Consider the following 20,281-nt stretch of genomic DNA (forward strand, 5'->3'; position numbering starts at 1 on the left):
AACCAGAAGCTTACGAAAATGTAATCCTAGCTTCAGGCCTCTGTCAGGCGGCCCTGTCTAGGGTGCAAGCATGAGCACTAGGTTGTGCTCTTGGCCCTCTAATGAATAACAACAGAGGTGCCGGTCACTGCTTCAATTGAGGAGACTGCCCTATGAAACTGCTTAAACCTTTATTTCTGGTTGGTTCGCTCCTGCTTGCTTCAGCCGTTTGGGCAGAGGGCGGGAGTGACCGCGTCTTCGAGCGCATCGAGAGCATGCGAGACAAAGCCGAAGCGGTACTAATTCAGGCGGAAAAGGCTCCCGCCAGCGAGCGCCATGTGCATATGAAAGAGCACATGAAAATGCTCGACGAGATGATGAACCAGCTTCACAGCGAGCATCCTGCTCCCGGCATATCTACGGAAGAACATCTTGCGTGGATGGAGCGACACGACAAATTGGTCGACGACGTACTTGCGCAGATGATGCGTGAGCACAAGCTGATGATGGCCGATAAAGAGTGTCACCCATAAGAATTCCCATCTTCAAGGCCTTCATGATTGCTCCTTTGGCCTAGCGGCACCTCGACGGTGCCGCGTTTTTTTCAAGCTGACTAATTTGTAGTTTTGGGGTCAGCCCCCCGGCAGGAAACGGGGAATAGCATGAGATTTCCAACCACCTCAGTGAGGTCTCATCATGAAACGTTCACGCCCCCAGTTGTTGATCACGGCGCTGCTGTTCGCAGCTGCAACTCAGGCCTCGGCACAAACGCTTGGCCTTGAAAGCAACATTGGTCAGCCGGCCAAAGCAACCCCCGCTACACGTACAGTTTTCGTGAAAATGGATGACATCAGCTACGGCCAGAAGTCTATCGATGTGAAGCCTGGCGAAACCGTCCGCTTCGTGTTGAAGAACGAAGGGGCACTGATGCACGAATTCAATATCGGTAAAGCCGTATCGCAACTGGATCATCAACGCAAAATGGCTGCTTTGGTCAAGGACGGCACACTGACGCCAACAGGCAAAGCGAAGTCAATCGTCTGGCATGAACGGTCGGGCCTTGGAGACTCCAATCCACCTGGCATTCCTGAAGTCGTTGAAGCAATACATGATGACCCAAACGCCATCCTTGTTGAGCCCGGAACTACCAAGGAGTTTGTCTGGACCTTCAGCGACTCGGCCAACCTCAACTTCGCCTGCACCCTCCCTGGACATTATCAGGCCGGGATGGTCGGTGAATTCGTAATGCGCTGAGACAACAATCAGGTGCCCCCGGCCAATGCCGGGCCGCACCTGATTTCAGTGCATCTTTCAGATATGTAGTTTTCGCGTAAGCCAGCTGACAGCACCGCCTGATTAGCATTGATGTTGTTCCTAACAACTCCATTTTCCGAGATGCATTATGAAAGCCAAACTAACTTCATTTTTTCTCGCCACAACCCTGGTTTTCTCCGCCTCTGCTGCCATGGCTAACCCGAGCCATAGTAAAAGCGATATAGGCCAACCAGGAGACGCCAAGCAAGCTGATCGCATCATCGAAATCAAGATGGGCGATATCTATTTCGAGCCGAAGAGCATTGATATCAAAGCAGGAGAAACCGTCCGCTTCGTACTCAAGAATGAGGGCTCGCTACTGCATGAATTCAACCTGGGCATGGCAGCCGCACATGCAGCACATCAAAAAGAAATGGCCGCAATGTTTCAGAACGGCACGCTGTCTCCAACGGGCGCACAGGACATGAGCAACATGGATCATGCTATGGGCGGGATGAAGATGGTCGGCATGAAACACGACGATCCAAACAGCGTCTTGATCGAGCCGGGAGCCACTGAAGAACTGGTATGGACCTTTACTAAGGCAACGGGGCTTGAGTTCGCCTGCAACATCCCAGGCCATTACCAATCGGGGATGGTTGGTAAAGTGAACGTACGCTAATCATTGAGTTCGGATTGATATACGTCAATTGCTGGGACGCAGTAGAGACTATTGTCATTTGCTGTCCCACCAATACTGCCTCAACTCAAACGAGGATCGAGCTATGGACCACTCCCACCACCCAGGCTCTGAATTGCCATTCTGGAAAAGCAAAACTGGCATTGCACTGATCATGTTGGCTGTCATCGCCGTTTTTTATGTGGCCCGCGAGCATTTTGGCCACATCTCCCAGGCACTGCCTTACTTGATTCTGCTGTTGTGCCCGCTGATGCACATGTTCGGCCACAACCATGGTGGGCATTCCCATCAGGATGGTGCTGATACTCCCAAGGACGACAACCGGAAGTAAGCCCTATGCACACCACATCGCGCCAACTTGACCATGAGCATTCCAAGCATCAGGAAGACCAGCATGGGAGTCAGCACGATCCGGTGTGCGGCATGGCCGTCAAGCCAGACAGCCCATTCAGTGAGAGCCACGAAGGTCAGACATACCGTTTCTGCAGCGCGAAATGCCAGGAGAAGTTCCGGGCAGCACCTACCAGCTATTCGAACCCGCCCAAGAGTACGGAACACCAGCATCATGAAGCTGCGCCTCCCTCATCAGGGGCCGCAGGGACGGCGGAGTACACCTGTCCTATGCATCCAGAAATACGCCAGCCAAAACCTGGCAATTGCCCCATCTGTGGCATGACCTTGGAGGCAGTGATTCCGGAGCTGGAGGAAGAGGAGAATTCAGAACTTAAAGATTTCTCCCGGCGATTCTGGTGGACACTCCCACTCACGATTATCGTGACGGTCTTGGCTATGGCCGGCCACTCATTAACGCTATTTCATGGCGCAACGCAGAACTGGGTAGAGCTTGCCTTGGCGACGCCTGTGACACTCTGGGGCGGCTGGGTATTCTTTGCCCGAGGCATCGACTCAGTCCGTCATCGCAGCCCAAATATGTGGACACTGATTGGCCTGGGTACAGCCGCAGCCTACCTCTACAGCGTTGCTGCGACCCTGGCCCCACAGCTGTTCCCCCAAGCTTTCTTCCAGGACGGGCGCATTGGTGTCTACTTCGAGGCTGCGGCGGTAATCATCTCCCTGACGTTGTTGGGCCAGATGCTCGAACTCAAGGCTCGTTCACAAACCTCAGCCGCAATCAAATCGCTATTGGGCCTGGCACCCAAAACCGCGCGGCGCATTAACCCTGACGGCCAGGAAGAAGATATTCCGTTGACCCATGTGCACCTGGGCGACCATCTGCGAGTACGTCCCGGCGAGAAAGTCCCAGTTGACGGCACCGTTCTCGAAGGCGAAAGCGCCGTCGACGAGGCCATGCTGACCGGCGAACCGCTACCGGTTACCAAGCGCGTTGGCGATACGCTGATCGGCGCAACCATGAATACCCACGGTAGCCTGGTAATGCAGGCGCAGAAGGTGGGGGCCGACACCATGTTGTCCCAAATCGTGCAGATGGTCGCCAGAGCACAGCGCTCCAAGGCCCCCATGCAGCGCATGGCCGATGCAGTCGCGGGCTATTTCGTACTCGGCGTGATCGCCATCGCGATCCTCACGTTCTTCGGCTGGGGCTTTTTCGGACCGGAGTCGGGCTGGGTATTCGGCCTGATCAACGCGGTTGCCGTACTAATCATTGCCTGCCCTTGCGCACTTGGCTTGGCGACCCCCATGTCGGTGATGGTCTCGACAGGCAAAGCTGCCACCAGTGGCGTCTTGTTCCGCGATGCCAGTGCCATAGAGAACCTGTGCAAGATCGATACGCTGATCGTCGACAAGACCGGCACGCTGACCGAGGGACGGCCTGTATTTCATAGCGCAGAGGGTAGCGGTCAGTTCGCGCCTAACGAGGTGCTGCGCTTTGCTGCAAGCCTCGATCAAGGCAGCGAGCATCCGCTGGCTCATGCAATCGTTGACCACGCCCGCGCCCAAGGCGTTGAGTTGGCCAAGCCGGATTCTTTCGAGTCGGGCTCAGGCATTGGTGTGCGTGGCCACGTGGACGGTCGACAACTGCAACTGGGTAATACTGCGCTGATGGAAGAGGCCGGAGTAGATGTCACCCCTCTGCGCAACCGTGCAGAGCAACTTCGACTGGAGGGCATCAGCATTATTTACTTGGCGGTAGATGGCGTACTGGCAGGGCTGCTGGCTGTCTCTGACCCGATCAAACCGAGCGCCAAGCAAGCAGTCATCCGACTTCAAGAGGTCGATGTGAAAGTCATCATGGCCACCGGTGATGGACTCACGACCGCAAGAGCTGTGGCCAAGGAACTGGGTATCGAAGAAGTCCATGGCGAGGTTAAACCCCAGGATAAGGAAAAGCTGGTGGCCGACCTGCAGAGCTACGGTCGCCGAGTGGCCATGGCTGGCGACGGCATCAACGATGCCCCCGCACTGGCCCGTGCCGATGTCGGTATCGCGATGGGAACCGGTACTGACGTGGCCATGAACAGTGCTCAGGTGACCTTGGTCAAAGGTGATCTGATGGGCATCTTACGGGCAAGAACCTTGTCCGTAGCCACGGTGAAAAACATGCGGCAGAACCTAGCCTTTGCCTTCATCTATAACGCCATGGGAATTCCACTCGCAGCAGGGGTTCTTTATCCCCTGACTGGCCACCTGCTGTCGCCCATGATTGCGGCACTGGCCATGAGCGTCAGTTCAGCATCGGTTGTATTCAACGCATTGAGGCTGCGGAAAACCCGCATCGACTGAAATGAACGTGAATCTAAAGCCAGTCGGCAGGTATCAGTAATTCCATCAATTCCGAAAGAACATCTACCAACGCTAAAAAACAAGCTTGACCTTACCATCGTGTCAAGGTCGATGCTCAGGTTACGGCATCTATGCCGCCTAACCAACGAGGTGATTTATGTTCGTTCTACAGGTATCAGGAATGGGTTGTGGCAGTTGCGTCAGCAAGATCACAAAGGCAATTCAGGCGGTAGATGACACCGCAAAAGTGGAGATTGACCGTGCTGCCGGCAAGGTATCGGTAGACAGCCAAGAACCCGCGGAATCTATCCGCAAGGTGATTCAAGACCTGGGTTATGCCGCGCAGGTCAGCGCGTAAGCGCCAACTGAGTGGTGATCGAGACACCCTCAATCCGAGCTTTTGCGAGCGCTGAGGTCATGGCTTCGGGGCCATGACCTCATTTGAACTCTTAATATCAGACCAGCACCGCTACCTGGGCCTCGATCAGAGTTTCCACGGCCGCGTAGAGGTCAATATCCGTTTGCTGAGTTTTGATCGACACCACCAGACTGTACCTCACGGTGTCGTCATATCGCTGCTGCTTAACGAGAGTTTTCCACCACCCCAGTGCGGGATAGATACCAAGCATTCCCCGACCCGCCAGTTCGGCTGCAGTGCCTCGCCAGATGTCCGAGTGGAGAGAACCGCGATGCCGTGTCTGAGTACCGAGCAGCCAGTTCGGATCTGAGCCGCCGCCCTGGTAACCACCTTCTTCCTCATCCCGTGCACGCTTGTTGATGCGCTGGCGGAACTGGTCACGGTCTTCGTTTGGGCGACTGACATCAAAGCGCAAGCCGTGCGACTCGTAGCGATAGCGCCCCTTGATACCGCGTTCGGCTATGCCAGGGTTTGGCTCTACGAAGTAGGAAAGGGTCACTCGCATTTCCACCTCGATGTTGCCTAGGTTGAGCAGTTCCTCCTGTGGCCAGGGAAGCAAGTGAAGATGCATGTCCCGCGCGGTGGGCGGCTTGGTGCCCTGCCTCATGAACGGCCTCAGATGATCCTCGACAATCATGGTCAAGGAGTCGCCGGCGCTCCACAGGGCACGACTCAGGTCTGGTACGCCAAAGCCGCAGTGCTTAACCAGATTTTCGTAGCCGGCCTTAGTGCCAGCAGCAAGGAAATCCTGTCGCATACGATCAGGCCACTCAGCCGAGTGCACGATTAGGGCTCGCACAGTTTCGGGCCAGAACTGTGGGTAGTTGGTGGAGACTTGTGCCGCCATACGAGCTGCCAGCGCGGATGCTGCGCTGGTGGCGCTGGTCGTCGTCAACAGCCGTCGCTCTGGTTCGTGGGCAGTGGTTACGAGGGATAGGCATGGCTCGGTGTAGGCTGTATGCCCATCTGTGGCCAGGTTGCCTCCCTCGAACACTACATCGGGTTTCAAGGGCCAGGCCGAGTTGGTCCAGGTCCCAGAAGTCGTGCTATATGGGCTGAGGCTGCCTGCGGCAGCGATCGGGCGCAATCCAGGATTGGGAGGGTCGATAGTGACTTTCTGGGTGTAAGCACCTACGCACAGCGCATTCCAGGCCTGTGCCGGGTCATGAATTCCGTCTGTGGTGGTGTTGTGCGGGTAGAGGGTGGCCTGGTTCTTGTCCGCATTACCGGCAGACACGACGATCAAACGAGGGTTGGCTCTCTCCCCCAATACGTCGGATGCGAGCTCATCAACTGCGGCTGACCATGCGGAAGGGCGGCCACGATCCCGGTAATCGAGACTGGTGATCGCCATGCTGTAGACCCGGCGCACTTCTGGCTTGGCAGTATCCGGTTGGGTTACAGCGTCGATCATCAGCGCGCCGTAGGGCTCCTTCTGATTTCCTTGGGCAGCGGGAAGCAGTTTCACCGACTCAAGGCGGTGCTCGATCGAAATGGGGCTTTGTCCACTAAGAGGGTCAAACAGATCACCATAAAGTGCGATTCCAGCTAGCTCTGTGCCATGACCCGTAGTGTCCGCGAGCCCCCAGTTGGCATCGACGGTATAGAGGTCATTCGCGTCAATGTGCTGAGCCAAGAGTGGGTGGCCCCGATTGACTCCGGTATCTAGGAGGCAGACGCGGATACTGTCGTCCCCTGCGGGGGTGGTTCGCTCAAGCAGGTTCTCGACCCATTCTCTTTGTTCTAGCGGCGCAAGAGCATCAAAAAACTCGGCGGTGTCCTTGGCTCTACGAATCTCGGCGACTTCGTTGAGCAGCAAGAGTGACCGAGTTATGGCTGCTCGTGAGGCGTAGACATTGAGGACTGTCCGCTCAGGAAACTTCAGCACTTTTTCGGATGTATGAAAGCCACATGCTTCGGCAACCGACTTAAAGCGGTTCAGCACTGCTTCACGGCCGTCCCTGATAGGCAGCCAGAATTCCCACCAAATAGTTTCGTTTTCATCTGGCGGCAACACTGCAGGATCATCGGTCCACAAGGCGTTGAAAGCTGCGACTCGGATTTCTTGGATTGGATTCAGGAGTGGAGCGTTGCGCGGACTCCCCTTGGAGGTCTCTACCTCCAGGTATTGCCTGACGAGGTTCTCAAAGGCTTTGAGCTGGCCATCTGGAACAAACACAGTGGCGAAGTCAGTATTCGTGGCGGGGTCATGACGCAGGTTCATAAGCTCGATGCGCTGAGCGCCTCGGGCAAGTCCTTCGAATGCAAGCGCGTAACCAGGCTCACTGCGAAATTCGATTTGCAGGCCGTACCCACCATCGGGCCTGTCCCCTTGTCGCATTTGCCTTTCAGATGCTTCGCGCTGCAGCTGCACTGCAGAGGCCATCTGACCGCTGACATGCTGGAGTTGAGCGAGTAGCTTCCCGCCATGAGCCCCTCGATTTGGCGTGGGGTAGCGAGGGTCTCGTGTTGCTGATGCTGTGGATCGGAACCGTTCGGGTAGTCCCTGTCCCTGGAGATGAAAGTGAGGCCGTTGTCCGTTGATCGATTCCGTCATCTAAATGCTCTACTACGTTAGGAGTGCCGCCTCCCGTGGAAAGTCTTCCGTTCTTCAAGGTGTCTTTCCACGTCCTTGACCGCCATCTCGGTACGATCATGAATGATCGTGTCCTTGATCGCGTCGTCTGCCGCCCTCGCCAGTTCTGCATGGCTGAGCCCCTCTGCGACCTTGCAGAGTTTGTCCCAGCTGCGAATCGACTTGGAAAAGTTCGCCAGTCGATTCTTGAGCACAGCCTTGGTCTGTTCCTGATTGGGCAGTCCGTATTCGACAACATCATCGAAGCGCCGGAACAAGGCGTAGTCAAGAATTTCAGGGTGGTTGGTAGCAGCGATGATCAGGCTATTGGACTGGTCCTGCTCAATCATTTGCAGAAAGCTGTTCAGGACGCGGCGGATTTCGCCCACGTCGTTGGCAAGGCCACGCTGGGAGCCGATGGCATCGAATTCGTCGAAGAAATATATGCCGCGTGTATCGCGAATGGCATCAAAAATCTGACGCAGCTTGGATGCGGTCTCACCCATGTACTTGGTGATGAGGCTATCAAGCCGGACGATGTACAGCGGAATCCCAAGCTCGCCGGCAAGCGCCGAGGCGGTCATGGTCTTGCCGGTACCGGGTGGCCCTACCAAAAGCAGCTTGCGGCGAGGTGAGAGGCCATGTGCGCGGATCTTCTCGAAGTTGCGCTGCTCATTGATGATTCTTCCAAGACGGCCATGAGTGGCCTCGTCCAGGATCATTTCCGAAAAGCGAGTCTTCGGAAGAGCTACTGACAGCAGGTTGCTCAGCTCGCCGCGCGGCTGGCCTATGGGCACCGGCTGCCCGGAAGGCAGACGATTTTTCTTGGCCGAATCAATTAGAGCCCGCAAATCTTCTGCAAGCTTCCCGTGCCCCTGCTTAGCCTCATGGGCCGCCATCTGCATAGCAACGGCAAAGAAATGCGTGTCATCTCCCTTGATATGCGAGCGCAGAAGCGCTTTCAGTTGTTCGCCGCTAGCCATGGTTATCTACCTTCCCGTAAGGGTTAGTTTAATCGTTAAGACCCGCTTCTGACCTTGAATACGTCAACTTTTATTCACACAAGCAATCAGTGTCTGGCCTGAGTTCAACGCAACTCATTTAACACCGCGGCCCTGCCAAGGGCGGTGGCCATCCAGCTGGGAAGGCTCGCACGGACCGAACCTAGGCTTTCCCACTCCACCTCCGCTAAGTGCCGCCGAAGTTTCTGGGCCGAATTTTCAGCCTGATCTTTGCCCACCCAGGCCATCGCCCTGAGCGCATCCCCGGCCGGCGTCGCACCCAAGGAGAACAGCCAGTAGGGCGCGTGCTGGAAGTAAATTGTCCGGGAGCCGACTACTAACCGCTTACTGCGCCCTGTGGTGAGGTACACCTCTTTAGTAGAAGCAGCTCGCGTCAACCCCATTGATCTCGCGGCCTGTGCGCCATCGAGCGAGATGCACTGCTTACCCTGAGCGGCGATTGATTTCGCCAATGACTCTGCCGACGGTGCCCTGGCCTGGTCTTTTTCACGCACCGGCGCAACGTAAATACCGCGCGCTATTCGCATCAGTTGCCCGGCTTTAGCCAAGCGACAAAACGCCTGATCAACCGCCGCACGACTACCAAGATGAAGAAACTCCTTGGGCGCAAGAACTCCACCCTCGCTTAGGGATTGGCTGCGTTCCAAGATCGCTTGCGGGATCGATCGCATATGAAAGCTCGGCTCATATCAATGTCAGATATTTGATTATACTTCTGACATTTGAGCAACAGCCGTTCGTCTTTTGTCGCCAGAGTTGGGCTAACCGGCTCTTTCTTACTGAGCTACAGGTATTCGAGGCTGCGCTGAACGTCACAACGGTGCGAAGGCTAAAGCGGCACAGGTGCTCGCGCATGTAGTACAGGTGCGAGCCAAGCAGCTGTCACCCAAAAGTTCTTAGCGTGCGGGCTCAGCCCAGAGTCTGATGCGGGTTGCGGCAGTGCCGACGGCAGTTCGAACTGGCGCGTCGTGAAATAAATCGCCCACATGCCTTGACCTTCCCACACGGGGAAGCTTGAAACTTCTCTTCAACAGAAACATTCAAGGGATATTTCAATGGCTTCCGTTGCCCAACAAGACGTCAATCCATCCATGGCCTCAGTCACTCGCCTGAGCCTGCCCGTCGAAGGTATGACGTGTGCATCGTGTGTCGGCCGTGTCGAGCGTGCGCTGAAAGAGGTTCCCGGCATGCAGACGGCTACGGTCAATCTGGCCACCGAGCGCGCCGACATAACCTTCACCAGCTTGGCCAGTCCGCAGGCGGCTGTGCGCGCCATCGAGAGTGCTGGCTACACCGTTCGCGAAGAGACCACCGAGCTCGCGATCGAGGACATGACCTGCGCTTCATGTGTGGGCAGGGTTGAGAAGACGCTCGCAAAAATCCCGGGCGTACTCGAAGCCACGGTCAACCTGACGACCGAGCGCGCGCGGGTGCGCCACCTTGCTGGGGTTGTCACCACGACCGACCTTGAAGCTGCAGTCGAACAGGCGGGTTACAAGTCCCGCCGCTTGTCCGTCGAAACGGCGACTGCTGGAGATCAGGACGCCGAGCGTCGTGAGAGCGAGGCACGGGCGCTGCGGCGCGATCTGTTTGTTGCATCCATCCTCACCTTGCCAGTCTTCATCCTTGAGATGGGCTCTCACCTCATTCCAGCCGTGCACCATTGGGTGATGGGGGGCCTGGGTCAGCAGACGAGCTGGTATATCCAGTTCGCGCTTGCCACCCTCGTTCTATTCGGTCCGGGCCTGCGCTTCTTCCGCAAGGGCGTACCGGCGTTGCTGCGTGTCGCCCCCGACATGAACTCGCTGGTCTCGCTCGGTACTGCGGCTGCATACGGCTATTCGGTGGTCGCGACCTTCATACCCAAAGTGCTTCCGCAAGGTACCGCCAACGTCTATTTTGAAGCCGCCGTGGTCATCGTGACCTTGATCCTGCTCGGACGAACGCTGGAAGCGCGCGCCAAGGGGCGAACGTCGCAGGCGATCAAGCGGCTAGTCGGACTTCAGGCCAAGACCGCGCGCGTCGAGCGCAACGGCGAGACGATCGAAATTGCCCTTGATCAAGTGGCGACAGGTGACGTCGTGCTCGTTCGTCCGGGCGAGAAGATTCCGGTCGACGGCGAGGTCGTCGAGGGCACCTCTTATGTCGACGAGAGCATGATCACCGGCGAGCCGGTGCCCGTGTCGAAGGGAGCGGGGGCAGAGGTCGTAGGCGGCACGATCAACAAGACGGGCGCTTTCAGTTTCCGCGTAACCAAGGTCGGCGCGAACACGATGCTCGCGCAGATCATCCGCCTCGTCGAAGAAGCGCAGGGTTCCAAGCTGCCGATACAGGCGCTGGTCGACAAGGTGACCATGTGGTTCGTCCCGGCCGTGATGGCGGCGGCCGCGCTGACTTTCCTGGTCTGGCTGATCTTCGGCCCAGACCCGGCGCTGACCTTCGCGCTCGTGAATGCGGTCGCGGTTCTCATCATCGCCTGCCCGTGTGCCATGGGGCTGGCCACGCCGACCTCGATCATGGTCGGTACTGGCCGCGCGGCCGAATTCGGCATTCTCTTCCGCAAGGGTGAAGCCTTGCAGGCGCTGCGCGATGTGAGCGTGGTCGCACTCGACAAGACCGGCACACTGACCAAAGGACGTCCCGAGCTGACCGACCTCATTCCCGCCGAGGGCTTCGAATACAACGAGGTTCTGGCTCTCGTTGCGGCGGTCGAGACTCGCTCAGAGCATCCGATCGCCGAAGCGATCGTCGCAGCCGCAAAGCAGCGGGACATCACCCTTTCACCCATTGAAGGCTTCGACGCAACACCAGGCTTCGGCGTGTCTGCCAAGGTCGCCGGTCGGACCGTCGCTGTCGGCGCGAACCGGTTCATGACGCAGCTCGGCCTTGACGTGTCGAGCTTCCTGCCGACCGCCCAGCGTCTTGGCGAGCAAGGCAAGAGCCCGCTCTATGCCGCGATCGACGGCCGCCTGGCGGCGATTATCGCGGTCGCCGATCCGATCAAGGAAACGACGCCCGCTGCGATCAAGGCGCTGCACGCGCTCGGGCTCAAAGTCGCGATGATCACGGGTGACAACGCTGCTACAGCCGCAGCGATCGCCAAGCAGCTCGACATCGATGAAGTCGCTGCCGAGGTCTTGCCCGACGGCAAGGTCGCAGCACTGAAGAAGTTCCGGATCAATGGGGCTCGGGTCGCCTTCGTGGGCGACGGTATCAACGACGCGCCGGCACTCGCAGAAGCGGACGTCGGGCTGGCCATCGGGACGGGAACCGATGTGGCGATCGAGGCAGCTGACGTAGTACTGATGTCGGGTGACCTGCGTGGCGTGCCGAACGCCATCGCGATCAGCCAGGCAACGATCCGCAACATCAAGCAAAACCTGTTCTGGGCCTTCGCCTACAACGCCGTGCTGATTCCGGTCGCGGCGGGCGCGCTCTACCCGGTAAACGGCACGCTGCTTTCGCCGATCTTCGCTGCTGCTGCGATGGCCTTCTCCAGTGTCTTCGTGCTCGGTAACGCGCTCCGACTCAAACGCTTCCGGGCACCTATGACGGTCGAAACCAGCACCGCGAACTCAGTAAACCTAGCGATATCGACCAAGTCACGCCTGGTGTCCGAGCACTGATCTTGGGCCGAAGCACCTCTGCACTGAACACCAATACGGGTTAAGGAAGGAACTGCATGCCGAAACTTATTCACACGGAGATCCGGGTGACGGATATCAATATTTCACTGCGGTTCTACCAGCAAGCCTTTGGACTCAAGGAAACCCATCGCATTGAGTTTGACGATTTCTCCCTCGTTTATCTGCGCAATTTCGAGAGCGAGGCTGAAATCGAACTCACTTGGAACAGCGGACAGGCCGAATACAGCCACGGCAGTGGTTACGGTCAGGTCGCGTTCGTCGTCGACGATCTGGGCCTGCATTTCAAACAGCTTTGCAACCTCGGTTTAAAGCCTGCACCCATCAAGGAATTTAAAAAAGGAGGCGAGCTGCTGGCCCGCTCCTTTTTTATTCAGGACCCCGACGGCTACAAAATCAAAGTTCTCCAGCGAGGCGGGCACTACCAGTAAAACCAAGTACCAGCAGTCCTGTGCCAGTAACGAAATGGAGATGAAAATAAGAGATAGTTGCAGGAGCTGAGCGCACCACGGTTACCTGAGCATCAAACGCGTGATTTAAGGCTTTTACCTCTTCCGCCAACGAGTGAAAGAGGTAACTCTCGGCCAGTGGCACCACGCCCTGCACATCCAAGGCATTATTTACCCACGCTGAAGCAGTCCCTCACAGACCCATTGCTTCAGCCAGGTAACAGCTCGCTGGGGAGCCTGCTCGCCGTGTTGACCCAATAAGTCCTCGCACAGCGAAGCGAATGAGCCGCCATCGGCAAGCAACCGCAAAGCCGAAGCTTCACCCGGCTCCAGAGTACGGTACTGGCACACCAACTCATGCCGCCAAACCAAGCAATCCAGGGGGGCGGATAGCGCAACGGCAGCAGGAATATCGGCCTCGGCCTTGGCAGCCACCCACATGCCCAAAGTGTTGTGCTGCAACTGCAACCAACGAACCGAGGGGATAAGGCACACCCGCAGATAGACCCAGTCATCGGCGGAAAAACTACCCATCACATCCAGCGACAGCGGTACTGCATCGGGTGCGTCGAAGGCCAGGGTAAAGGCCCACTCAAGTGTGGCGAGTTCCAGCATCGGAGAACGCTGTGGCTCGGCAATATAGCCACTGACGAACTCTGGCAGCTTTTCACCCAGCCAGCGCAAACTGAAATGTCTCGGCGGCCACGCACTGATGTAAGCCAATGCCAGCTGTTCGAATGATTCGTCACCCAACCAACGATGCAGCGCTGGAAAGTCTTCCCTCATGACTGAGAGAAGCCTGGCGCGATAGGCATTGTGGTAAATCATCAGGCCATCTGCAGCAGGCAGCGTATTGCTACCTTGAATCTGCACCAACAGCTCAGAAGGGATAACGCTATCGCCTGTGGCCAGGTAACGCTCCAGCGCTTCCTGCTGAGCACTCAGGCGCATGGTGCGGCAGCCCCTAGAACATTGGCGGAGATAGAGCGCGCCTTGAACAGCTCCGCTAATAGCTCGTCAAAGGGCGGGAAATGATCATCTCGCTCAATCAGGGTGGCAGTAGCACCCAAATAGCTCAGCGTTTTGCTATACAGAGTCCAAACCGGATCGGCAATCGGCTGATCATGGGTGTCGATGAGGTAGTGGCCGTAGTCGCTGTGGCCAGCTAGGTGGATCTGGCGAATTCGACCATGAGGCAACTCCATGATGAATTGCCAAGGGTCGAATCCCTGGTTACGTGAACTGACGTATACATTGTTCACATCAAGCAATATCTCGCAGCCCGTCAGGCTACTCAGCTCGGCCAGAAACTGGGACTCACTCATACACGAGGTTTTCCACTGCACGTAGGCCGACACGTTCTCAAGCACCAGGGGGCGCTGCAATACATCCTGAACCAGCCGAACCCTTGACGCGACATGCAGCAGGCTTTCCTGGGTGAATGGCAGCGGCAGCAGATCATGCAGGTGATGGGCACTACCCCGACTCCAACACAGATGATCAGCGACCCAACAGGGCTGAACTCGGTCGGCCAAGGTTTTCAATTGCCGCAAGTAGTCGGCGTCGATCTCATGAGGACCGCCAATCGACAAGGAAACCCCGTGCATAACCAGCGGATACTGCTCTTTGATCGCGTCGAGAAAATAGAGGGCTTTCCCCCCGCCGACCATGTAATTCTCGGAGATGATCTCGAACCAGTCGACTTCAGGACGTTGCTCCAAAATCTGCTGGTAATACTCGCTACGTAAGCCCAGGCCAAAACCCAGCGTGTTGCTTTTGCTCATTAGAACTCCGAGTCAAGGGAGTGACTTGCACTCCCTCGGATGGACTTACTCGCTGGTTTTACCACCGGCCTCATCGCACTTTTCTTGGGTCATCAAATTGAAACCCTGGCCTTTGCATTCCCCCTGGCCTTTGCAGGCATTCTTTGCAGTCATGCAATCGTTTTGGCCTTTGCAGCCATTCACACCAAAGCATTTGACTTCGGCTGTTTTCGCGTCCTGAGCCGCTTGAACCGGCAGGGTGGCAAATAGGCTGGCGGCAACGAGTGCCAATGCAGCGCCGGTAGCAACGGTATTTTTCGTCGACATAGTGGCTATCTCTCTTGAGCGTTGTGTGGGGGTCAGGACTATTTAGCGCCACTGACCGGAAGAAGCTTAGGCATCGCTGCCAGGCATGCCATAAAACGAATCCGCGCAGGCTTCATAAAAGGGCATGAGTAGACACTACAGAGGCCCGTGGAGACTCGACAAGAGAGAAGTAGCAACCTGACAGAACTGTAATGTTCAGCTCAGGTTTATGACAGGGCGCTCTGGTTAAGGTTACTTCGAGCCTGAAGCTCAATGCCTGATGCCGACCCACTCAGGGTCACCGGGCCAACTGAACTGAATCGAGGAACGCCCATATGAAATCAATTAAAACCCTGTTCGTGGTTATCGCGCTTACCGCCTCCTCTTTGGCGATGGCCGAAGGCGGTGCTGACCGGACTTTTGCTCGCATGGAACAGGCCAGCAAAGTATCGATGGAAGCCTATCAACTGGCCCAGCAAGAGAAAAAAGAGTCGCCGGTTGCAGGTAATAAAACCCAAACAGCCGACCACGCTAACTGCTAGTACACGGCCAACCTGACAGAAATGTAATCACTTAGCCGGTTGAGATATGGCAATTTCTCAAGCTCGCTGTCGAACCGATTTGAAAAATCACGGCAGTGGGCAAGGCTGATAGGGAAACCCTCCCAGGATGAAGCTGACAATCAACCTGAAGTTACGGTTGTTTACCCTGGTTCCTCTAACTGATTGGACATAACGGCATGCACTGCAAAACCTCAAGACGAACCTTCGTAAAAGGCCTGGCCGCCACCGGCATTCTCGGAGGCCTTGGCTTGTGGCGCACTCCCGTTTGGGCGGTGACCAGCCCAGGTCAGCCCAACGTATTGACTGGTACCGACTTCGACTTATTCATTGGTGAAACGCCAGTGAACATTACCGGAGCAGCCCGGACCGCGATGGCTATTAATGGGTCCATTCCAGGGCCAATTTTGCGCTGGCGGGAAGGCGATACCGTCACACTGCGTGTGAAAAACCGCTTGGCCGAAGACACCTCGATTCACTGGCACGGCATCATTTTGCCCGCGAACATGGATGGTGTGCCTGGCTTGAGCTTCCACGGCATCGCGCCCGATGGCATGTACGAGTACAAGTTCAAGGTCAATCAAAATGGTACTTACTGGTACCACAGCCACTCTGGGTTGCAGGAGCAGATTGGCGTTTACGGTGCCCTGGTCATCGATGCCAAGGAGCCTGAGCCGTTTAGCTATGACCGTGACTACGTGGTGATGCTGACTGACTGGACTGATGAAGACCCAACACGGTTATTGGCCAAGCTTAAAAAGCAGTCGGACTACTACAACCAGCACAAGCGCACCGTTGGCGACTTTATCAATGACGTGAGCGAGCAAGGTTGGTCGGCAGCGGTTGCTGATCGCAAGATGTGGGCCGAGATGAAGATGAGCCCCACTGATCTAGCCGACGTAAGTGCCTACACCTACACCTACCTGATGAATGGCCAGGCACCTAATGGGAACTGGACAGGTATTTTCAAACCGGGCGAAAAGCTCCGTTTGCGCTTCATTAACGGCTCGGCCATGACCTACTTCGACGTGCGCATTCCAGGCCTGAAGATGACGGTTGTTGCGGCCGATGGCCTGCACGTCAAGCCAGTCAGCGTTGATGAGCTGCGCATCGCCGTGGCCGAGACTTACGACGTGATTGTCGAACTCGCTGACCAAGAGGCTTACACCATTTTTGCCCAGTCCATGGATCGCACCGGCTATGCCCGCGGCACTCTGGCTACACGTGAAGGGTTGAGCGCTCCAGTACCCGAAACCGATCCTCGCCCCCTGATCGCCATGGGCGACATGGGTATGGATCACGGCAGCATGGCGGGCATGGACCACGGCAGCATGCAAGGCGGCATGAGCGGCATGGATCACAGCAAGATGGCCGGGATGGACGCTGGCGGAATGCAAGGTGATATGGCAGGTATGGACCACAGCAAGATGGCTGGCATGAGCCCTGGCACCATGCAGGGTGACATGGCCGGTATGGATCACAGCAAAATGACCGGCATGGACCATTCAGGTATGGCGGGTATGGGCGCAGCAATGCAATCGCATCCGGCCTCTGAAACCAATAACCCGCTGGTCGACATGCAAACCATGACTCCGACCCACAAGCTTAACGATCCAGGTATCGGCCTACGCGACAATGGTCGTCGCGTGCTGACCTATTCCGACTTGAAAAGCATCTTCCCCGACCCGGATGGCCGCGAACCCAGCCGAACCATTGAGCTGCACCTCACCGGGCACATGGAGAAATTTTCCTGGTCCTTCGACGGCATCAAGTTCTCGGATGCCGAGCCTTTGCGCCTTAAGTACGGCGAGCGTGTCCGCATCACGCTGGTCAACGACACCATGATGACTCACCCCATCCACCTTCACGGCATGTGGAGTGATCTGGAGGATGCGAACGGCAACTTCATGGTTCGTAAACACACCATCGACATGCCGCCAGGTTCCAAACGCAGTTATCGAGTGACTGCCGATGCATTGGGTCGCTGGGCCTACCACTGCCACCTACTACTCCACATGGAAATGGGCATGTTCCGTGAAGTTCGTGTGGATGAGTAAAGGAGATATCTGATGAGTACTTTTATGAAGCGGAAGGCCCTGGTTGGCAGCGCTACCTTATTGAGCCTTTTGGCTGCCCTACAAGCCCCGGTGTTGTTGGCCGGCGAAGGTCACAGTGAGCACGAACAACATGCTACTGAGACACAGGCTCCCAAATCGGTACCTGACAAGAAGGCCGCACAAGCGAAGGAAAGGGCTGCTAGTCAGCAGATGGATCACGGGGACATGAACCATGGCGGCATGGATCACGAAAGCATGATGGATAAGCATGGCGGCACCGAAGCCGAAGCAGGTTCGAACCATGACCACTAGGTTTTTACGTCCGCCCCTAACAGCACTGGCAGTGTCGCTGAGCATGCTTGGCAGCGGGCTCACCCTCGCTGCGGAAGAAATGGATCATTCGGCAATGGGCCACGGTTCCATGCCGATGGACCATAGCAAGATGAACCACGGTTCTGCCAAAGAGCCGATGAAGGGCATGGATCATAGCCAGATGGGCCAGAGCCAACAAAAGGCTCCGACTATGGACCACAGCAAGATGGGTCACGGCGCTATGCAGGGGCAGATGGGGGGTATGGATCATTCAAAGATGAACCATGGTTCCGCTGACGCCACGAGAACTACCAGCCGCACGCCTATCCCGGTACTGACAGATGCGGATCGTGAAGCAGCGTTCCCGCCTTTGCCAGGCCACAAGGTTCACGACAGCGCCATCAACAGCTTTTTCCTACTCGATCAGCTCGAATACCAGGATGCCGATGAAGGCAGCACCTTGGCTTGGGATGCGTCCGGCTGGATTGGCGGAGACATCAATCGTCTCTGGCTTCGCTCCGAAGGTGAACGCACCAATGGCGTAACTGAGGATGCTGAATTGCAGGCCTTGTACGGGCGCTCGATTGGTCCTTGGTGGGATGTGGTCGCGGGTGTTCGCCAAGACTTCAAGCCAGAGTCGCCACAGACTTGGGCCGCATTCGGCATCCAGGGTATGGCGCTGTATGCCTTCGAGGCGGAGGCCACTGCCTTTGTCGGCGAGAACGGCCAGACGGCTGCGCGCTTAGAGGGCGAGTACGACATTCTGCTGACCAATCGCCTGATCCTTCAGCCGACCGCTGAAGTGAATTTCTACGGCAAGAACGATCCGGAGCGAGGCATCGGCTCCGGTCTGGCCAACGCCGAGGTCGGTCTTCGACTGCGTTACGAGATCATTCGCCAGTTCGCACCCTACATCGGCGTTTCCTGGAGTCGCTCCTTCGGCAACACGGCCGACTTGGCGCGAGATGAGGGGGAGGATGTTGAGGAGGCACGCTTCGTTGCCGGTATTCGGATGTGGTTTTGAGAGCCTGACATGAAAAGAACAATTAAAACCTTAGTGGCGGCGAGCGTAGTCGGAAGTATCGCGGTAGGTGCCGTGGCCTATTTTGGCCTGGTCAACGTGGGTGCCGATGATCCTCACTTCCCAGCAGTGCATGCATTCCTGACGATGGCCCGTGACCGCTCTATCGAAGTGCGCTCCAAGGACATTGAGGTGCCTAACCTCAATGACGAGGCACTGATTAAAGCTGGCGCAGGCAACTACAACTCGATGTGCATCGGCTGCCATTTGGCACCAGGTGTTGCGGAAACAGAGCTTAGCCAATCCTTGTATCCCGCTCCGCCGAACTTGGCCCAAGTGGGTATCGATGGCAATCCAGCCGCCGCATTTTGGGTAATCAAACACGGCATCAAGGCCACCGGCATGCCGGCCTGGGGCAAGAGCATGGGCGATCAGTACATCTGGGGGATGGTCGCGTTCCTCGATCAATTGCCGAAAATGGATGCCAATCAGTATCAAACGCTGGTTGCATCGAGCGGCGGTCACGAACATGGCGGTGGTGAGACCCAGATGCATAACCACGAAGGTCAGCATGGAAGCGCCAAGACGGATCATCACGCCGAGCCTGAAGCTGCGACAGATCATCATGCTTCGGATAGTTCAGTGACGAACGCAGGTGCTGATCATCACGGCGCTTCGGCTAGCGGTGCGGACCATCACGCAGCAGATATGACGCCATCAGGCAGCGGCGCAGACCACCATGCAGCTGATGACCCGAAGACACAGGGTGGCGTTGATCATCACGACCCAGCGCAAGCTCAACAGGAGCAGCCCCCGGCTCCCGCTCCCAAAACTCACACCCATGCCGATGGCAAAGAGCACCTACATGACAGCTAAACGTAATGGCGCGCGAGTGGCGATGCTGGCCGCCTTGTTTATGACCTCAGCAGTCCATTCAGCTGATGCCCTGACAATCGACGTACACCGTGATGCAAATTGCGGATGCTGCAAGAAGTGGATCTCGCACCTGGAAGCAAACGGCTTCAAAGTCATCGACCATGTCGAGCGCGATATGTCCTCGGTGAAGCAACGACTCGGCGTCGCCCCAAGACTGGCGTCCTGCCACACCGCTGTGATCGACGGAAAATTTGTCGAGGGTCATGTACCAGCAGCGCAGGTCATCGAACTTTCCAAGCGCTATGACCTGGCTGGCATCGCCGTTCCTGGCATGCCGGCAGGCTCGCCGGGCATGGAGGTTGACGGTACCCAGCACGCTTATCAGGTGATCGGATTGACCAAGGCCGGTACTGACCAAGTGATTGCCGACTACCCCGCGAAGTAACCCCCGCTAAAACCGAGCACTTACTCTTTAAAAGGATGAGTGCTCGGAATCATAACTGCGCAGTCCTGCGCCCTCTTTCAAACCCCAAATAAAGTACGATTGGCCTAGGAAATCGAGGTTCAGGTCAATGAAACACAGGATAAACAGATCTCCCTGAGCGATCCCGATGCCCGCTCGATGAAGACCTGTTTCAGCCA

The 20,281-nt window shown here is 56.7% G+C and carries 20 protein-coding genes; 14 read left to right on the forward strand and 6 right to left on the reverse strand.

Going from position 1 to position 20,281, the window contains the following annotated elements:
- The first annotated feature begins 152 nt into the window (after positions 1–152).
- The 6 genes from HCI85_RS07995 (at position 153) to HCI85_RS08020 (ending at position 4,994) form a co-directional block, all read left to right on the forward strand.
- Positions 153–512, forward strand: a complete 360-nt coding sequence (locus tag HCI85_RS07995; RefSeq protein ID WP_167143863.1) for a co-regulatory protein PtrA N-terminal domain-containing protein — start codon at positions 153–155, stop codon at positions 510–512.
- A 163-nt stretch (positions 513–675) separates the two neighbouring features.
- Positions 676–1,233, forward strand: a complete 558-nt coding sequence (locus tag HCI85_RS08000) for a cupredoxin domain-containing protein (RefSeq protein ID WP_167143866.1) — start codon at positions 676–678, stop codon at positions 1,231–1,233.
- A 148-nt stretch (positions 1,234–1,381) separates the two neighbouring features.
- Positions 1,382–1,915 carry a cupredoxin domain-containing protein gene (locus tag HCI85_RS08005; RefSeq protein WP_167143869.1) on the forward strand — a complete coding sequence of 178 codons (534 nt, stop codon included), beginning with the start codon at positions 1,382–1,384 and terminating at the stop codon, positions 1,913–1,915.
- 103 nt (positions 1,916–2,018) lie between these two features.
- Positions 2,019–2,264 carry a DUF2933 domain-containing protein gene (locus HCI85_RS08010; RefSeq protein WP_167143872.1) on the forward strand — a complete coding sequence of 82 codons (246 nt, stop codon included), beginning with the start codon at positions 2,019–2,021 and terminating at the stop codon, positions 2,262–2,264.
- A 5-nt stretch (positions 2,265–2,269) separates the two neighbouring features.
- A complete protein-coding gene (locus HCI85_RS08015; protein WP_167143875.1) occupies positions 2,270–4,636 on the forward strand; it encodes a heavy metal translocating P-type ATPase in 2,367 nt (788 codons plus the stop codon).
- A gap of 157 nt (positions 4,637–4,793) precedes the next feature.
- Entirely contained in the window at positions 4,794–4,994 is a 201-nt protein-coding gene (locus HCI85_RS08020; protein WP_167143878.1) for a heavy-metal-associated domain-containing protein, read from the forward strand.
- 97 nt (positions 4,995–5,091) lie between these two features.
- On the opposite strand, the gene HCI85_RS08025 is transcribed toward HCI85_RS08020, so the two are convergent.
- The 3 genes from HCI85_RS08025 to HCI85_RS08035 all read right to left on the reverse strand — a co-directional run bounded on the left by HCI85_RS08025 (position 5,092) and on the right by HCI85_RS08035 (position 9,322).
- On the reverse strand, positions 5,092–7,440 hold the full coding sequence (locus HCI85_RS08025; protein WP_167143881.1) for a S8 family peptidase: 2,349 nt from the start codon (positions 7,438–7,440) through the stop codon (positions 5,092–5,094).
- 188 nt (positions 7,441–7,628) lie between these two features.
- Positions 7,629–8,612: an AAA family ATPase gene (locus tag HCI85_RS08030; protein WP_167143884.1), complete on the reverse strand. Its 984-nt coding sequence runs from the start codon at positions 8,610–8,612 to the stop codon at positions 7,629–7,631.
- A gap of 104 nt (positions 8,613–8,716) precedes the next feature.
- Complete coding sequence (locus HCI85_RS08035; RefSeq protein WP_167143887.1) at positions 8,717–9,322, reverse strand: DUF6088 family protein; 606 nt, start codon at positions 9,320–9,322, stop codon at positions 8,717–8,719.
- A 384-nt stretch (positions 9,323–9,706) separates the two neighbouring features.
- Between HCI85_RS08035 and HCI85_RS08040 the strand changes: the two genes are divergently transcribed.
- Positions 9,707–12,277 (forward strand): heavy metal translocating P-type ATPase, encoded by a 2,571-nt coding sequence (locus tag HCI85_RS08040; RefSeq protein ID WP_167143890.1) that lies wholly within the window; start codon positions 9,707–9,709, stop codon positions 12,275–12,277.
- Positions 12,278–12,333: 56 nt separating this feature from the next.
- Positions 12,334–12,726: a VOC family protein gene (locus tag HCI85_RS08045; protein ID WP_167143893.1), complete on the forward strand. Its 393-nt coding sequence runs from the start codon at positions 12,334–12,336 to the stop codon at positions 12,724–12,726.
- Between the two features lie 189 nt (positions 12,727–12,915).
- Here the strand turns inward: HCI85_RS08045 and HCI85_RS08050 are convergent, their stop codons facing one another.
- From HCI85_RS08050 to bufA2, 3 genes are read right to left on the reverse strand one after another with little or no spacing between them, the layout of a single operon-like run.
- A complete protein-coding gene (locus HCI85_RS08050; protein WP_167143896.1) occupies positions 12,916–13,695 on the reverse strand; it encodes an HvfC/BufC N-terminal domain-containing protein in 780 nt (259 codons plus the stop codon).
- A complete protein-coding gene (gene bufB, locus HCI85_RS08055; RefSeq protein WP_167143899.1) occupies positions 13,686–14,528 on the reverse strand; it encodes an MNIO family bufferin maturase in 843 nt (280 codons plus the stop codon). Before bufB ends, HCI85_RS08050 begins: the two co-directional genes overlap by 10 nt.
- Positions 14,529–14,573: 45 nt before the next feature.
- Entirely contained in the window at positions 14,574–14,834 is a 261-nt protein-coding gene (gene bufA2, locus HCI85_RS20970; protein WP_090250697.1) for a BufA2 family periplasmic bufferin-type metallophore, read from the reverse strand.
- A 314-nt stretch (positions 14,835–15,148) separates the two neighbouring features.
- Between bufA2 and HCI85_RS08065 the strand changes: the two genes are divergently transcribed.
- The 6 genes from HCI85_RS08065 (at position 15,149) to HCI85_RS08090 (ending at position 20,084) form a co-directional block, all read left to right on the forward strand.
- Complete coding sequence (locus tag HCI85_RS08065) at positions 15,149–15,355, forward strand: co-regulatory protein PtrA N-terminal domain-containing protein (protein ID WP_090250699.1); 207 nt, start codon at positions 15,149–15,151, stop codon at positions 15,353–15,355.
- 197 nt (positions 15,356–15,552) lie between these two features.
- A complete protein-coding gene (locus HCI85_RS08070; RefSeq protein ID WP_090250702.1) occupies positions 15,553–17,430 on the forward strand; it encodes a copper resistance system multicopper oxidase in 1,878 nt (625 codons plus the stop codon).
- Between the two features lie 12 nt (positions 17,431–17,442).
- Positions 17,443–17,742 (forward strand): hypothetical protein, encoded by a 300-nt coding sequence (locus tag HCI85_RS08075; RefSeq protein ID WP_090250704.1) that lies wholly within the window; start codon positions 17,443–17,445, stop codon positions 17,740–17,742.
- Positions 17,732–18,766, forward strand: coding sequence for a copper resistance protein B (locus HCI85_RS08080; RefSeq protein WP_167143902.1), 1,035 nt, complete (start codon positions 17,732–17,734; stop codon positions 18,764–18,766). The genes HCI85_RS08075 and HCI85_RS08080 overlap by 11 nt, the downstream gene beginning before the upstream one ends.
- A 9-nt stretch (positions 18,767–18,775) precedes the next feature.
- Positions 18,776–19,639: a c-type cytochrome gene (locus HCI85_RS08085; RefSeq protein WP_167143905.1), complete on the forward strand. Its 864-nt coding sequence runs from the start codon at positions 18,776–18,778 to the stop codon at positions 19,637–19,639.
- On the forward strand, positions 19,629–20,084 hold the full coding sequence (locus tag HCI85_RS08090; RefSeq protein ID WP_167143908.1) for a DUF411 domain-containing protein: 456 nt from the start codon (positions 19,629–19,631) through the stop codon (positions 20,082–20,084). The genes HCI85_RS08085 and HCI85_RS08090 overlap by 11 nt, the downstream gene beginning before the upstream one ends.
- Positions 20,085–20,281 lie beyond the last annotated feature (197 nt).

This window comes from Pseudomonas sp. OTU750018, assembly GCF_011636575.1.
GTDB lineage: Bacteria > Pseudomonadota > Gammaproteobacteria > Pseudomonadales > Pseudomonadaceae > Aquipseudomonas > Aquipseudomonas peli.

Coding starts and splice junctions, on each gene's coding strand:
- HCI85_RS08030 (WP_167143884.1), bottom strand. CDS start 8,612: ATGGCTAGCGGCGAACAACTGAAAGCGCTTCTGCGCTCGCATATCAAG.
- HCI85_RS08075 (WP_090250704.1), top strand. CDS start 17,443: ATGAGTACTTTTATGAAGCGGAAGGCCCTGGTTGGCAGCGCTACCTTA.
- HCI85_RS08090 (WP_167143908.1), top strand. CDS start 19,629: ATGACAGCTAAACGTAATGGCGCGCGAGTGGCGATGCTGGCCGCCTTG.
- HCI85_RS08005 (WP_167143869.1), top strand. CDS start 1,382: ATGAAAGCCAAACTAACTTCATTTTTTCTCGCCACAACCCTGGTTTTC.
- HCI85_RS08050 (WP_167143896.1), bottom strand. CDS start 13,695: ATGCGCCTGAGTGCTCAGCAGGAAGCGCTGGAGCGTTACCTGGCCACA.
- HCI85_RS08020 (WP_167143878.1), top strand. CDS start 4,794: ATGTTCGTTCTACAGGTATCAGGAATGGGTTGTGGCAGTTGCGTCAGC.
- HCI85_RS08045 (WP_167143893.1), top strand. CDS start 12,334: ATGCCGAAACTTATTCACACGGAGATCCGGGTGACGGATATCAATATT.
- bufB (WP_167143899.1), bottom strand. CDS start 14,528: ATGAGCAAAAGCAACACGCTGGGTTTTGGCCTGGGCTTACGTAGCGAG.
- HCI85_RS08025 (WP_167143881.1), bottom strand. CDS start 7,440: ATGGCCTCTGCAGTGCAGCTGCAGCGCGAAGCATCTGAAAGGCAAATG.
- HCI85_RS08015 (WP_167143875.1), top strand. CDS start 2,270: ATGCACACCACATCGCGCCAACTTGACCATGAGCATTCCAAGCATCAG.
- bufA2 (WP_090250697.1), bottom strand. CDS start 14,834: ATGTCGACGAAAAATACCGTTGCTACCGGCGCTGCATTGGCACTCGTT.
- HCI85_RS08040 (WP_167143890.1), top strand. CDS start 9,707: ATGGCTTCCGTTGCCCAACAAGACGTCAATCCATCCATGGCCTCAGTC.
- HCI85_RS08070 (WP_090250702.1), top strand. CDS start 15,553: ATGCACTGCAAAACCTCAAGACGAACCTTCGTAAAAGGCCTGGCCGCC.
- HCI85_RS08010 (WP_167143872.1), top strand. CDS start 2,019: ATGGACCACTCCCACCACCCAGGCTCTGAATTGCCATTCTGGAAAAGC.
- HCI85_RS07995 (WP_167143863.1), top strand. CDS start 153: ATGAAACTGCTTAAACCTTTATTTCTGGTTGGTTCGCTCCTGCTTGCT.
- HCI85_RS08065 (WP_090250699.1), top strand. CDS start 15,149: ATGAAATCAATTAAAACCCTGTTCGTGGTTATCGCGCTTACCGCCTCC.
- HCI85_RS08000 (WP_167143866.1), top strand. CDS start 676: ATGAAACGTTCACGCCCCCAGTTGTTGATCACGGCGCTGCTGTTCGCA.
- HCI85_RS08085 (WP_167143905.1), top strand. CDS start 18,776: ATGAAAAGAACAATTAAAACCTTAGTGGCGGCGAGCGTAGTCGGAAGT.
- HCI85_RS08080 (WP_167143902.1), top strand. CDS start 17,732: ATGACCACTAGGTTTTTACGTCCGCCCCTAACAGCACTGGCAGTGTCG.
- HCI85_RS08035 (WP_167143887.1), bottom strand. CDS start 9,322: ATGCGATCGATCCCGCAAGCGATCTTGGAACGCAGCCAATCCCTAAGC.